Raw genomic sequence first — 13,154 nt, 5'->3', positions numbered from 1 at the left:
ATGGGAAGGAAAGTTAGCTGCGGTAGATGCACCTCATGTCATGCCTTTGTACGGAACCGGTAAGAGTTCGTCCGGCGCCGCCTCGGCCACGTCCGCCATCAGGTCCTGCACACGGCTCAGGTCGCGGAAGCAGCCGGCAGCGCCGGGGTGTCACTGGCCGCCACGGCGCCGAAGCCGTTCAGCAGATCGGGCGGGGCGGGCTTCGGCAGCTTCACCGTGCCGCCGGGCACGGTCGCGCCGGCGCTTCCGGCCCCGGCCGGCGGTCTGCCAGATGTCCATCGACCGGAAATGGCTGTGGTCGGGCTTGGGGTATCCGACACAGCGGACCACAGCCATTTTCTTCGCACCGTACAGCTTGTGCAGCCCGGCCAGGCCGGGGTTGAGCCCGAAGTCGTCGTCGAGCTTCAGCACCTGGTCAACCGGGTACGCCAGGGGCGGGCGAGTCTTGGCGGAAACCTCATCGCCGTACGGGATGACGGTATTCAAGCCGTCGGTGCCACCGTAGAGGCTGAGTGACTCGTACGACTCCGCCGTCTGTCCCGCTTGCAACGCTCTGGCCTGGATCTACTATCAGGCGGTCCGGATCTTTGGTTTCCTGTTTATCCGAGACGAAGACGTGGACCGGGCGGAGCGTGTCGAGCGCGCCGCGGAACTGGAATCCGGGTCTCGCTGACCGGACCAGCCGGTGTTGATGCCGGTGGCACCGAATGATTGGTTCCCGCCCGGGAAGGAATTCCTTTCCGGGTGGCAACCGGCCGTCTGGCGATCGTTGGAAGTGTTCATTCTTACTTCATCTGTGGACCCTTCGGTAGATCGTCTTGCCCGCCCTCGCTGACGCAATACCCATTGCTTCCGGCGCCGCGATCCTGCCCCGGTGGAAGCTATGAAGCTTGGAGCTGCGGCATGCGAAACGGGGTCCCGGCTGTGCGTCGACCGGCGATGAGATTGCCGTGCCGGCGAGGCCACCTCCCCCGGTCTGGTTGATCAGTCGGCGCCGGCGGATCGGGATGCGGGCGAACTGACGGAACCGTCGTGGATATCGGGCCGGCGTTCCTGGGCGGGCACCGATGCGGCGGAAGGACAGCCGACGTTGTGGGACGACAATGAAGAAGGAGCGGGTACGCTGAGCCGCGGCGTTGTTGACACTATTCGGCGCGCCGAGGGTAAGCAATGAATGGGCGTGGACACCGCCGCGGTGGACGTGGCGGGCCCTTCGCCATACGGTTGTCAGGAATGCCGCCGGGAATTCTGCTGATTTGCTCGAATGATCAGCGGCCCCCGATGATTCCCGGCGGCATTCTCCCGTGCCGATCGTGCTCCCGGACCCATTCCCTGATGATGGTCACCTGGGCCGCCCTTCCGGGACGGAGTTCGGCGGCGAGGTGGACGGGCCCCGGGGGTTGCCGACCACCGGAACGCGCTCGACGTCGGCTTCCGCGGTGCGGGCGGCTCGTCCGCGGTCGGGTCGTGAAGGGTCCTGGGCTTCCGGCGCAGCAACCACCAGTCAGCGCGGCCGGCGCCCTGCCGCATCGGCGGGCTGTGGAGCAGCCGGCGACGGTGGCACGCTGACCCGGTCGGCGTTCGCTGTGAGCGGGGTGTGGTGACCCAGCAGCCGACGGATGACTCCGGCGACCTGTTCGCGTTGATCCGCCAGGTAGAAGTGGCCGCCGGGGATCCAGTGCACGGGGCACTCTCCGGGGCTGACCGTGCGCCAGCCAGCGAAGTCGAGTCCCGTCAACAGCGGGTCATCGACGCCGGCCAACACGGTGACGGGTGCGCGTACGCGCTCAGTCCCCAGGAATTCATCGGCGATCAGCCGCAGGTCGGCGCGGATGGCAGGAACCAACAGCTCCTGCAGGCTGGCGTTGTCACGCACGTACTCCGGCATGGCGCCGAGTTCGACGAGCGCGTCCGCCAGGCTCAGCTGCCCGTTGGTGAGGACGTCGAAGAACCGTTGCGCCGTCTGGCTACGCGACGTGCCCGACACGGTCGTAGGTCCGGCATGGCCGGACACGATCAGCGCCCGCACAGTACGGCCGCGAGCCTCGAGGGCCATGCACAGGCGGGTGGCCATCACAGCGCCGAGGCTGTGACCGAACAGCGCGAGGTGATCCGCGGAGGTTGCCATCACCGCTTCGGTAAGCCGGTGCAGGAGTACGTCTCCGTCCGTGACGAACGGTTCGGCGCGGCGGTTCTCCCGCCCGGGAAATTGCACCGCTCTGATATCGGCGACATCAGAAAGCGGTTCCAGCCAGTACCGATAGCTGGAAGCGCCGCCCCCGGAATGCGGTAGGCAGAGCAGCTGAATGCGCCGGGATTGCTGAGGCGGCCCGCCCAGGAACCATCGTTCGTGCGCTGTCAATGTCGTCTCCTTGGCCGAGTGAGCCGGATTTTGCCAGATAAAAGCATTCCCGTACATCGGCGGCGAGCCGCTTCGTCGCGTGCTGTGTCCGAGTGGTGGCTCGTCAATTCAGGTGCGGGCTGAAACACTTTTCCTCCGACCATCGCCGTTTTGCGGGCCCGCGACAACTGAGTAGGTGTCGCCTCGACAGGCTATCGATCAATGGAGCAGCCATGCGCATTGCCGTTCTGGTCAAGCAAATTCCAGCGCCCGTAGAGCTCACGTTCACCGGCGGCCACGTAGTGCGAACCGGCGTCCCGCTGGAAACCAGCGCATACTGCCGACGGGCGAACGCGCGCGCCGTGACCCTGGCGGACGGCCCGGACGACGAGGTGGTCGTCTTCACCATGGGTCCGCCGAGCGCTGTGGACGTGCTGCGGGAGATGATCGCGTGCGGTGCCCACCGCGGCATCCTGGTGAGCGATCGGGCCTTGGCCGGAAGCGACACGCTGGTGACGGCGGCGGTGCTGGCGAAGGCGATCCGCCTGGAGGGTCCGTTCGACCTCGTCCTGACCGGGGCCTGCTCGCTGGACTCGGAGACCGGTCACGTCGGTATCCAGGTCGCCGAGATGCTGGGCCTGCCGTTCGTGGGGCCGTGTCGAAGGTTCGACGTCGTCGGCGGCGTCGCGACGGGGGCCGTGGAGTACGACGGCGGCTATGTCGACGTGGAGGTGGCGCTTCCGCTCGTGGCGTCCGCCGCTGAGCGGTTGTGTACGCCGTCGAAGACCGATGCCGACCGGTGGGCGCAGGTCCCGGCCGCGCTCATCCGGGAGATCGGTGTCCGGGAGTTGGGCTTCGATCCGGCGCAGGTCGGCTCGGCAGGCTCGCCCACGCGGGTCCGCGACACGGTGCAGGTGCCGGGAATGCCCCGCAGGCGGCTGCTGACGACTTCGGTGACCGAGGCGGCACGCTTGTGGCATGACCTGGCCGTGCCGGTGGCGCTGCCCGGGTCGGAGTGGTCCGGCGACGCGCGCTCGGTGCTGGACGACACGCCGGTATGGTGTGTTCTCGATCCCACGGCGATCGGCCCCGACGAGGCGATGCTGGCAGCCGTCAGCACGCTCGCCCGGAGCGTGGACCGGCGTCTGCTGGCTTTGACCGGCGTGCCGGCGACAGTGCCGCTGGGCGTCGACGGGCAGTTGATGCTGGTCGGTGGTTCGACCGCTGCCGAGGACTGGTCGGCCGCGCTGGCCGATCGGCTGCGGAGCCAGCCGCCGCACGCCGTCGTCGTCGAGGCCACCACCTGGGGCCGCGAGTTCGCCGCGCGGGTGGCAGCACGGCTGGGCTGGGGGCTCGTGGGCGACGCCACGAGCCTCACTGTGGACGGTGGGCGGCTGCTCGCGTGGAAGTCGGCCTTTTCGGGTCAGGCGCTGGTGCCCGTGACCAGCACGTCACCCACTCTGATGGTCAGCGTGCGCCCGGGGGCGCTGGGCGGACAGGGGTCGTACCGTAGCTGGACCGTCCCGGCCGCCGAGGTCATGTCGGTTCCCCGCACCACCAGGGTCACCGCGTCGCCGGTATGCGGCCTGGACCACGAAATGCGGGAGTTGCACCGGGCCAAGCGGCTCGTGGTCGTAGGTGCCGGTGTGGAGCCCGAGGGCTACCCCCTAATCGACCGGCTTCGCGTCCTGCTGGGCGCGGGCCCGATCGCGGCAACCCGGAAGGTCGCCGACCAGGGCTGGCTGCCCCGCAGCCGGCAGATCGGCATCACGGGTCGCTCCGTGGCTCCGGAGCTGGTGCTGTCGATCGGTGCGAGTGGCCGCTTCAGCCACACCGTCGGTTTCAGCCGTGCGTCGGTTGTGATGGCCGTGAACGCGGACCCGGACGCCGAGATCTTCGCGCAGTCCGACATCGGCATCGTCGGGGACTGGCGGGCTGTCGTCACGGAGCTGATCGCCGTTCTGACCGCGGCGAGTATGCCCGCTGGGGCGGCCAGGTCCGGCGGGGCGTGAGCCGCCGGGCGGCGGCGTCCAAGCGCCGAATGGCGGAGGTTGGACGCCGCCCTTACGCGTCAGCTCACCGCCTCATCTCGGCGGTGAGCTCCTCGCTGGCATTTGTCCATCAGTGGATATGCAGCGGTTGGACACATGTGAATTCTCTTGCCCGCACCGTTGGACCGCGACGTCCAACCCCGCTGCATTGCCACTCCTTGACCACTGCCCGCGCCGCTCAATATTCTTCATTCAATTCTTTCCTCGTTGATTCGGTCGACTCATCAGAAGCCGGTGAGGAATTGCTGTTTCACATTCATTCTCTGCTGAGTTGGCGGGAGGAATACTAATGGTTTTGCCGGGGCGGCGTGTTCCTCGTCCGGTACGTCCTTTTGTCCACGAGGTGTTTCACCGTCATGCCCGGAGCGGGCCGGAGCGAATTGCGCTCACCTGTGGGCCGCAGGAATGGACATACGGCCGTCTCGACGCCGAGGCGAACCGGTTTGCGCACTACCTCGGGACACGCGGAATCGCAGCGGGAGACGTCATCGGGATCTGCCTCGACCGGTCGCCCGAGATGGTCGCCTGTGTCCTGGGCACCCTGAAGGCCGGTGCCGCATACGTGCCGCTCGACACCACGTACCCGGCGGAGCGGCTCCGGCTCATGGTGTCACAGGTCCCGAGTATAAAGTTGATCATGGTGAGCGCGGACACCGCCGCCATGACGACGGGATCGACCGCCGAGGTCCTCGACGTGGATCGCCTGTGGCCGTTGCTCGACCGGCTCCCCGAGGACGCCCCGGCACCCGTGGCCGACTCCGACAGCCCGTGCTACGTCGTGTTCACCTCCGGCTCAACGGGTACACCGAAGGCCACCGCGGTCCGCCACCGCGGCTGGTTCAACCTGCTCAGCTGGCTGGTCGAGGACTTCTCCCTCGGGCCGGACTCCAGTGGGCTGCTGCTGAGCCCGGCCGGGTTCGACATCAGCCAGCGGGCGTTGATGGCGCCCCTGTTCGCGGGCGCGACCCTGCACCTGTTACCGAGTCGGCACTTCGATCCCATGATGGCGTACCGGGTCATCGAGCAGCGCAGAGTCCGGACGCTGCACTGTGCACCCAGCGCGCTGTACCTGCTGCTGGAAGGTGTCGGGGCGGCTGGCGCTGACGCGCTCGACTCGCTCGACTTCGCCTTCCCCGGTGGCGAACCCATCGTCGCCGACCGGGTCGCCGGCTGGGCCACCCGGCCAGGCGGCACCACCCTGGTTAACGTGTACGGCGTCGCGGAATGCACCGACGTGTCTACCGCTCACGTGCTTGCCGACTACCGCAGTTACGCAACGACCGGGGTGCCGATCGGGCGACCGATCAGCAACGTCGACGTTTACCTGCTGGCCGACGACCTGCACCCGGTGGCGCCGGGAGAAGTCGGCGAACTCTGCATAGCCGGGGCGGGACTCGGCGCCGGCTATCTCAACGATCCCGGCATGACCGGAGACCGCTTCGTCCCGGTACGGGTAGGACAGCAGATCGTCGACCTGTACCGCACCGGCGACCTCGCCCGTCTCCGCGAGGACGGTGAGCTCATGTTCGTGGGCCGGGCGGACAGTCAGGTCAAGATCAGAGGGATGCGAACCGACCTGGGTGATGTCGAGGCGGCACTCACCGGCAACCGGTACGTCAGTCAGGCCGTCGTGCTGCCGTCCCGCGACGGCGGTCAGGTCACAGGCCTGGTGGCCTTCGTGGTCCCGGCCGGCAACGGTGCTTTCGACCCGCACATGGTCCGCCGGGATCTGCAGGCCGTGCTGCCCAAGCACATGATTCCCGCACAGTTCGTCCCGGTCGGTGACTTTCCGTTGAGTCCCAACGGAAAGGTCGATCGTTTGGCACTCGCGCTGCGGGTGTCCGAATCCTAGAAGGAAAGGTGTTGTTGTGACGGATCTGCAGGCACTGCCGAAGCCGACTGCGAATCTCGCGGCCAACGCTGTGGCCCACGAAGACATCAAGGACGATGTGGCGGCCTTCCAGCGCGACGGGTTCTTCGGGCCGATCAAGCTCTACGAGCCCGACGAGGCCTCGTCGATGATCCGCGAGATCAGGGCCCAGAACCAGGACCACTCCAAGGCGTTGTACCACAACAACGTCAATTACGATCGCCACTTCGACATTCCGCTGCTCAACTCGCACATCAGTCACCCGACGATCATCAAGTATCTGCAGTCGATCCTCGGGCCGGACGTGCTGATGTGGCGCACCGAGTTCTTCCCGAAGTTCCCGGGCACCGAGGGCACCGAGTGGCACCAGGTACGGGACTACAGCTACGCCAACGGGAATCCGCAGCTGTTGCCCACGGACCCCGACTGGAACGCGTTTATCGACATCACGGTGTGGACGGCATGGACGCCGGCCACGGTGGAGACGGGGTGTCTGCGGTTCGTACGCGGTTCACAGCGGAACTGGTACTACGACGAGCGCAAGACCACCGACTCCGGCCGCGGGCAGAACTTCGACGTCAACAACTCCGGCACCGCATTCTTCGGCTACAAGTTCGCCGACTTCCTCATCGATCCGGCCTGGACGCCACCGGAGGAGGACGTCGTCCGGATGGAGATGCAGCCGGGCGAGGCGGTCATCTTCAGTGCGACGTGCGTGCACGGGTCGGAGCCCAACGTCACCGAGCGGGAGACCCGGTTCGCCATCGCGGGCCGCTACGTGCCGACCCACGTGCGGGTGTACCCCAACCAGAAGCAGTTCACCGCGCACGGCGCGTCGTTCGATCTGTCCGACTACGGCTCGGTGCTGGTGTCCGGCGAGGACAAGTTCGGACACAACAAGATTCGCACGCAGGACGTGCACGGGCAGCCGTTCACCACCCGTCCGGCTCGCTGAGCCGGACGCCGTTCCGACCGCAAGGAGGCTGCACGTGGCTATCGAGCAGGTACGCGAGATCTGGAAGAAGCAGTTGGCGCTGCCGCAGATCGCGGACGACGACGACTTCTTCGACCTCGGCGGGCACTCACTCATCATGCAGAAGATCCAGGTGGACCTCAGGGGCGCCTTCGGCGTCGAGGTGCCGATGGACGCGCTGTTCCGCCGCCCCACGATCGCCGAGATCTCTCGACACCTCGACGCCGTCATGGCGACGGCCTGAGCCGTCCCATGGCCGTCGAACACGTTCTGGCCTCGGGCCAGGACGTCGCCCGGGCGGCGCGCCATGTGTGCGTGCCGCCCGGCGGGCTCCACCGGACCATGTACCGAGCCGGTCTATCGCTACGGAGGCTGACGTGAGCTTTCCGCTCGTTTCCCGGCCCAGGGTCGCCACGCACCCTCGCCTGATCCACCACGCCGGCCGCTTGGTCCCGGCCGACCGGGCGACGATCCCGGCGGGTGGCAGCACGATGCCCTACGCGACATCGGCGTTCGAAGGCGTCCGACTGTACCGGCAGGAGAATTCGCCGGGCCTGGTCCGGCCCTGGCTGCTCGCCCAGCACCTGGACCGCCTGCGCCACTCGTGCCGCATCATGGGACTGAGCGCAGCTTGCGCCGACGCCGTACCCCTGGTCATCGAAGAGCTCGTCGCCGCCAACTCGATCATGGAGGACAGCTACGTCCGCATTGCGGTCGGGGCGAGCAACCCGGACGGGACCGGAGACCCGGCGGAGACCGTCCTGACCGTCTCGGCGGCACCCAGTGGCCGCGAGCGATGGCTGGCCACGGGCGAGGGCATGCGGCTGCTGATCAGCGACTGGCAGCGGCCGTCGGAGCAAACGTTCCGGAGAACAGCCGAGACCATCTCCGCCTATGCCGGGCCCCGCCTGGCGCAGGATGCCGCGTCGGCGACCGGGTATGACGGCTGCGTGTTGCTGACCTGCGACGGTTTCATCAGCGAGACCCCTTCCGCGTCGGTCTTCCTCGTCGAGGGCGGCCGGCTCTTGACTCCCCGCCTGTCCGACGTGATGGCGCCGGGTGTCACCCGGGCCTGGGTGCTGGCCACCGCACGGACTGTCCTCGGCCTGGATGTCCGGGCGGAGGCGGTGAGCCCCGAGCGGCTGCGCCGCGCCGACGAGGTCTTCCTGTGCGGCACCGGCACCGAATTCGCGCCGGTTCGTGAGATCGACGGCAACGAACTCCGTGGCTGGCCCTACTGCGCGGTGACCACTGACCTGGTAGACGCCTACTTTCGGCAGGTACGGGGCGAGTCCGCGCCGACCGACGTACCGTGGAACGCGGCCATGGATCCTACCCCGGTGCCAGTGGTGTAAAAAATTGCCGCCGCGCGCGAGGGCATCGCGCCAGGCAAGACCTCTGGTACGGTCGCGGACGAAGCGATCGGGGGGTTGGCACACAGTGGACACACTGGGCACAGTCGCGATTCTTGGCTACGGTCCTGTCGGACAACACCTGACGGCGCTGTTGCACGACGGCGGATATGAGGTCGTCGTCGGCGTCCGTAATCCCGAAGTGCTCGCAGCGGGCGACGTCCCACCAGCCGTCCAATGTGTGCGATGGCGCGCTGCCGCAGAGGTGGCAGACGTCATCGTACTGGCAGTGCCTTACGACGCGATAAACGACATCGTGGCAGGCTGGCCCGCCGGTGGCGCGGCCCGCATCGTCGTTGATCCCACCAATCCGATCGCATTGTCACCGGACGGGCAGATCGTTTCCGGCCTCGACGGTGACGAGACGGTGGGGACCCGCCTGGCGAAGCTGTTGCCGTCCGAAACTGTGGTGCGCGCTTTCACACACGTGATGGCGGAGCTCCTCGCTGTTCGCGGCCGGCGCCAACCGGGTCTGTGGGCGATGGCGGTCGCCGGCGACGACAGCTCGGCCAAGGAGATGGTCGGCGAACTGGTCAAGGCCACCGGCTTTGCCCCGGTCGACATCGGCGGCCTGGCGGAGTCCGCACCGCTCGATCCGGGTGGTGTGCTCTTCCCGCAGATGTTCACCGTCGCCGGTATGAAACGCCGGCTGCTCGAAGGCGCGTAGGGCTTGCCCTCCGTGGGGAGCACCGGGGCCCGGGATGATGTCGCATGACGACTGAGCAGGTCGTCAGGCTTGTTCTCCTCGTTGTGAGCTGGTCAGCGCTTCTGCTTCGCACCCGGGCGGCCTTCCTGGCCCGGCAACGCCCCGTGTGGCTGGCCCTGTTGGCTTTGGCCGTGGAGATCGCTCTGCTCCAGGATGAGGTCGCGGTCACGGTGGTCCGGGTCAGCGGCGTGCCGAATCTCGACGTCTTCCTCGGCGGCTGGTGTCACATCGTCATGATGTCGATCCTGTGGACCATCGCGAGCGTCGATTCGCCCAATGCCTGGTCTCGACGCGGTCGCCGGTTCCGATTCTGGTTCACCGCCGCGATCGTGACGGTGATCCTGATCGCCGAACTGTGGTCCACCCTCGCCGCTGAGGCGACACGCGACCGCGCATTGCCGGTGTCGGCGTACCGCAATGTCATCACCGTCGGGTGGATCGCGTATCTGCTGTTCATGGCAGTCGCCTCCGCCGACTCTGCCAGGCGGCTGTGGCGTCACCAGCGGGCCACGAGCTTCGGAGCCCTCCGGCTTGCCGTCATGCTGCTCTTCATCGGGGCCTGTGCGAGCGTCGTCTACGTCTTCGGCCGGGCCGTCACCGTCGTGAACGGCTCCGGCCAGGGTTCCGCCAGCGACACCCTGGTCCTGTACGCGTCCATGACCTACTTTCTGTGTTTCGTGTTCGGGTGCGCGATCGTGGTCGTCGCCCCAATCGTCGCCGGCGTCCGGGCCTGGTGGCAGCGGTGCCGGCTCTTCCACCTCTGGCACAGCCTGACCCAGGCCGTGCCCGGTGTGGTCCTCGAGGACTGCCCGTCGCTCGGTCGTGATCTGCTCCAGCTGCGCCACAGCATCGTACGGCTCCAACGACGTGTCATCGAGATCCGGGACGCTGCGATCACCTTGCGTGAATGGGTCACGCCGGAGCAGCTGGCGGCGGTGACAGCGGAGGTGGGGGAGAGCGGGCTCACCGGCATGGAGGCGGCCGGTACCGTGACCGCTCGCTGTCTCGTGCTGGGTCGAGCCGCCAAGCTGGCCGGCGCGCCGCGGTCCACGGAGGTGCCCGCCATCGCCACCGACGGCGGCGATGATCTCGACAGCGAGGTGCGGTGGCTCATGGCGGTGCGAGCCGCTTACCGTGAGCGCCCTCATTTCTCAGCTGACCAGAATTCCCGCACGGTGGACAGCGACAAGCTTGCTTAAGGCGGATACGTCCGTAGTGGCGTCCCCGGGCGCCACCAGGATGTCCGCGTCATGACCAGCACGAAGGCGTCCCTTGCGGTTGCCGACGCCACACGAGTCCGCCGCCAGACTCGTTGCGGCGGTGAGCGCCGACAGGTTGTCCATGCCGATGACGTCCCGGAAGTCGACGACTCCGTGGGGCAGGCAGTCGAACGGCTTCTCCGGATCCACGCCCGCGTCGGATGAGCAGACCAGCCGGACGCCGGCACGATACTGGCGCGCGAAAACGGCGGCCACGGCTTGGAACAGAGGTGGCAACGGCTTCCCGCTCGGCAGCCGGGCAGAGGCCACGCCGACGAAGACGCGTCTGGCTGCCAGGGCGGCAATCACCTCATCGCTGGCCTGCACCCCGCCGGCACTCAGGAAGGACGCATGCTCGATGCCGTCCACGCCTGCCTCGAGTGCCGCGGCGATGCCGTCAGCCCCGTGGGCGTGGGCCGCGACGGGAACTCCGTGCTGATGCGCGCGTTCCACAACCGTGCGCAGATCCGCTGCCGTGTACTGCGACTCGTAAGGTGTCCAACCGGGCGTGATCACTCCACCGGTTGCCATGATCTTGATGACGTCGACACCCTGGTCGACGTGGCTGTCGACCGAGTCCGTCAACGCGGCGCCGGGTTCCGCCTCACCGCCGAGAAACCAGCAGTGGCCACCCTTACGGGTCAACGGAGGGCCGGCACACAGCAGCTCCGGCAGGTCCGGCCGGCGTTCGTCGCGGACCCGCAGGGCCAGATATCCACGGTCGCCGAGGTCGCGCACGGTTGTCACGCCGCTCAGCAGGGCGATCCGGGCGTGCTCACGGATGCGGGCGAGCAGGATGTCGTCGGAATCGTGGCGGAACTGCTCGGCGGGAGCGCCGGACGGGTCGAAAGCCAAGTGGGCGTGGGCATCAACCAGCCCCGGCAGCAGGGTGGCCGCACCGTAGTCCGTTACAGGAAGAGACGCATCGATCGGACCGTCCTCGATCGCTTCGATCCGGCCGTGACGAAGCACGATCACCGGACGGTCGTCGCGCACCCGTTCACCGTCGAACACATGATCGGCACGGAGCCCCTGATAGCCGTGTGGATGTGGCTGCATTTCCGTCTGTGGTCGCATTACCGCCCATAACTCATCGAAGATGGTCGAACAGGATATCGGGATTGCTCGGTACGGCCCCTGCTGGGGTACCCGGTGCTACGTCGATCGGGCAAGCCGCGATGCCAGACACGCAGCGGTGCCGTAGGCCAGGGCGATGACGGCGAACGCCACGGATGCCGCGTGATACCAGTCCGTGGGCGCGGCTATGACTGATCCCGCGGCGGCGACCCCCAGGAGCGCCCCGACTTGACGGTTGGCGTTCAGCAGGGCGGCAGCAGTACTCGCGTGGCTGCCCGCCACCTCCATCAGCGTGGCGGTCAACGCGGGTACCGTCACACCGACGCAGAAGTTCGCGACGCCGACGGCGACGGCCAGGAGTGCGTACGGTGTCGCCGCCGAAATGGTCACCATCGTCGCTGAGGCGGCCGCGGCCACGCAGAGCGCGACGAGCCCCGGCCGGCGGCTGCCGAACCGGTGGACCAGGCGCGCGAACGTGAGATTTCCCAGGACGAACACCACCAGCATGGGGAGCAGCGACCATCCCGCTTGCATCGGTGACAACCCCCACGCGCGCTGGAAGAAGACGCCCAGCATGAAGATGGAGCCGAAGAGCGCCAGGTTGAGAAGCAGTCCGATGCTGACGGCTGCCCGGAAGACCGGGCTGCCGCGAAGTGAACGCGAGATCAGCGGGTCCGCGGCGAACCTTTCCGACACGACGAGGGCGCTGACGCACAGAGCCGCCACCGTGAGGATCGCAACTGATGGGAACGAGGTCCAGCCCTGCTTCGGCCCCTCGATGAGAACGATCGACAATGCGGCCAGTAGGCCGGCACTCGCGACGTTGCTCGCCAGGTTCAGCCCTCTCGGGCGCCGCGGCGACGGACTGATCCACCGCATCGTGAGGACGGCGCCGGCGATCCCGAAAGGGATGTTCACGAGGAAGATGCTCCGCCAGCCGAGCGTGCCGACCAGGACACCGCCGATGACCGGTCCGAGCCCGGAGGCGGTCGAGACGATCGCGGTCCAGTACCCGAGAACGATCGCCTGGCGGCGCGGCTCCGGAAAAGCCCCGACCAGCAGGACCAGAGAGCTGGGCATGAACAACGCCGCGCCGGCACCCTGAACGACGCGTGCTCCGACGAGCAGACCGCCGTCACCGGCGAGTCCGCACACGGTCGACGCGGCGATGAAGAGCGCAAGCCCGGCGAGGTATGTCCGCCGTGCGCCGAATCTGTCGGCCAGCGACCCGGCCAACAGCAGCAGCGACGCGAACGAGAGAATGTAGCTGTCCATCAGCCAGGTGAGGCCGGTCGGTCCGATCGCCATGTCGTCGGCGATGTCGACCGCGGCGACGGTGACAACGGTGGCGTCGAGCGTGGCCATCACGAATCCGATGGCCAGCGCGAGGAGCCGGGCACCGTCGCCGGGACGGGCCGGTGCAACTGCGGTGCCGAGTGTGTCGAGGCGATCGGCGGTGGACACC

Annotated in this window: 11 protein-coding genes; 7 read left to right on the top strand and 4 right to left on the bottom strand. The window is 67.6% G+C overall.

All coding sequences use genetic code 11. The features are described from left to right. Window positions 1-150: 150 nt before the first annotated feature. Both TFC3_RS33535 and TFC3_RS33530 read right to left on the bottom strand, forming a co-directional pair. Window positions 151-549, bottom strand: a complete 399-nt coding sequence (locus tag TFC3_RS33535) for a DUF1501 domain-containing protein (protein WP_067510215.1) — start codon at window positions 547-549, stop codon at window positions 151-153. Window positions 550-1,504: 955 nt separating this feature from the next. Further along, window positions 1,505-2,419: a thioesterase II family protein gene (locus TFC3_RS33530; RefSeq protein WP_082772742.1), complete on the bottom strand. Its 915-nt coding sequence runs from the start codon at window positions 2,417-2,419 to the stop codon at window positions 1,505-1,507. Between the two features lie 155 nt (window positions 2,420-2,574). Between TFC3_RS33530 and TFC3_RS33525 the strand changes: the two genes are divergently transcribed. The 7 genes from TFC3_RS33525 to TFC3_RS33495 all read left to right on the top strand — a co-directional run bounded on the left by TFC3_RS33525 (window position 2,575) and on the right by TFC3_RS33495 (window position 10,552). Continuing rightward, window positions 2,575-4,353 carry an FAD-binding protein gene (locus TFC3_RS33525; protein WP_067510211.1) on the top strand — a complete coding sequence of 593 codons (1,779 nt, stop codon included), beginning with the start codon at window positions 2,575-2,577 and terminating at the stop codon, window positions 4,351-4,353. Window positions 4,354-4,735: 382 nt separating this feature from the next. Further along, a complete protein-coding gene (locus TFC3_RS33520; RefSeq protein WP_201787314.1) occupies window positions 4,736-6,244 on the top strand; it encodes an amino acid adenylation domain-containing protein in 1,509 nt (502 codons plus the stop codon). A gap of 16 nt (window positions 6,245-6,260) precedes the next feature. Then, window positions 6,261-7,217 carry a chlorinating enzyme gene (locus tag TFC3_RS33515; protein ID WP_201787313.1) on the top strand — a complete coding sequence of 319 codons (957 nt, stop codon included), beginning with the start codon at window positions 6,261-6,263 and terminating at the stop codon, window positions 7,215-7,217. 34 nt (window positions 7,218-7,251) lie between these two features. Continuing rightward, the gene (locus TFC3_RS33510) at window positions 7,252-7,479 is read left to right on the top strand and encodes an acyl carrier protein (RefSeq protein ID WP_067510206.1); all 228 of its coding nucleotides are present in this window, start codon (window positions 7,252-7,254) and stop codon (window positions 7,477-7,479) included. Window positions 7,480-7,612: 133 nt separating this feature from the next. Next, window positions 7,613-8,590, top strand: coding sequence for an aminotransferase class IV (locus tag TFC3_RS33505; protein WP_153040623.1), 978 nt, complete (start codon window positions 7,613-7,615; stop codon window positions 8,588-8,590). 85 nt (window positions 8,591-8,675) lie between these two features. Then, window positions 8,676-9,314 (top strand): NADPH-dependent F420 reductase, encoded by a 639-nt coding sequence (locus TFC3_RS33500; RefSeq protein WP_067510203.1) that lies wholly within the window; start codon window positions 8,676-8,678, stop codon window positions 9,312-9,314. A 44-nt stretch (window positions 9,315-9,358) separates the two neighbouring features. Further along, window positions 9,359-10,552, top strand: a complete 1,194-nt coding sequence (locus tag TFC3_RS33495) for an MAB_1171c family putative transporter (protein ID WP_067510201.1) — start codon at window positions 9,359-9,361, stop codon at window positions 10,550-10,552. Here the strand turns inward: TFC3_RS33495 and TFC3_RS33490 are convergent. Both TFC3_RS33490 and TFC3_RS33485 read right to left on the bottom strand, forming a co-directional pair. Beyond that, window positions 10,505-11,608, bottom strand: a complete 1,104-nt coding sequence (locus tag TFC3_RS33490) for an amidohydrolase family protein (RefSeq protein WP_161952730.1) — start codon at window positions 11,606-11,608, stop codon at window positions 10,505-10,507. The two genes, TFC3_RS33495 and TFC3_RS33490, sit on opposite strands and share 48 nt — an antisense overlap. Before the next feature lie 159 nt (window positions 11,609-11,767). After that, window positions 11,768-13,153 carry an MFS transporter gene (locus TFC3_RS33485; protein WP_161952729.1) on the bottom strand — a complete coding sequence of 462 codons (1,386 nt, stop codon included), beginning with the start codon at window positions 13,151-13,153 and terminating at the stop codon, window positions 11,768-11,770. Window position 13,154: the final 1 nt, after the last annotated feature.

It is taken from the genome of Actinoplanes sp. TFC3 (assembly GCF_001553785.1).
Lineage (GTDB): Bacteria > Actinomycetota > Actinomycetes > Mycobacteriales > Micromonosporaceae > Actinoplanes.
This window is presented reverse-complemented; position numbering and strand designations above follow the sequence as displayed.